The following is a 766-nucleotide window of genomic DNA, read 5'->3' on the forward strand; positions in this document are numbered from 1 at the left end:
CGTAGACAGGGTTGTTCTGCATCCCCTCGGCAAAGCTGACAGGTGCGATATGGCCCTTGATCACCTCATGCAGGTGGTTCGAATAGGCCCGCTGCACCGGGTCGCGCAGCAGGGCGATGATCCTGATGCTTGGATCATAGGCCATCACCCGCTCCGGTGTGCGCGGATCATAGAAATAGGAGGGCGAGCTCTCAAAGGCCTGCGGCCTGCCCGCGCAGCCCTCAAAGAAACGCTCGTACCAGGCATAGCCCCGGTCGAAGTAATAGCTGAAGAAATCCAGCTCCTTGGGGTCGGACACGCCGATCTCCGGATGCGTGCCCATGATGGTATGCACCCAGGAGGACGCGCATTTCTGGGCGCCGATGCCGATGACCGTCGGTTTCATCACGGTTCTCCCTCAGCTGTCCAGATAGCAGGCATAGCGGCTGCCGGAAATCGCCTGCAGCAGCGCCGCGTGGTTTTCGATGGTGTCCTCAAAGCGCGAGGGCGTCACCTTGCGCAGGGCGGTCTGCGGCGCTTCATAGGGCAGCCCGAAACGGTCCAGCAGCCCGGCGTAGGTGGCCTGCTGCGCATCTGCGCCGCTCAGGTTCTGCTCATAGCTCAGCGCGGTATGCGGCACGTTCCGCAAAACCTGCTCCTCGTAGGCGCCGAGGGCGGCGCTGCCCTCCATCCAGGCAAAGATTTCGTCCGGCTCAATCACCACCCGGCTTCTTTCCGCCGCGCGCTTGTCCGAGCTGTGATAGGCGCGCCGCTTGCGGGCGTAGAG

The 766-nt window shown here is 63.1% G+C and carries 1 protein-coding gene and 1 pseudogene; both read right to left on the bottom strand.

The window, feature by feature from the left end; all coding sequences use genetic code 11:
* Positions 1-385, bottom strand: a pseudogene (locus A9D60_RS05650) (sulfotransferase domain-containing protein); the annotation flags it as partial.
* Between the two features lie 12 nt (positions 386-397).
* A partial coding sequence (locus tag A9D60_RS26495) for a hypothetical protein (protein ID WP_065266701.1) occupies positions 398-766 on the bottom strand: 369 nt, incomplete at its 5' end.

The organism is Leisingera sp. JC1 (assembly GCF_001679925.1).
In the GTDB taxonomy this organism is placed as follows: Bacteria; Pseudomonadota; Alphaproteobacteria; order Rhodobacterales; family Rhodobacteraceae; genus Leisingera.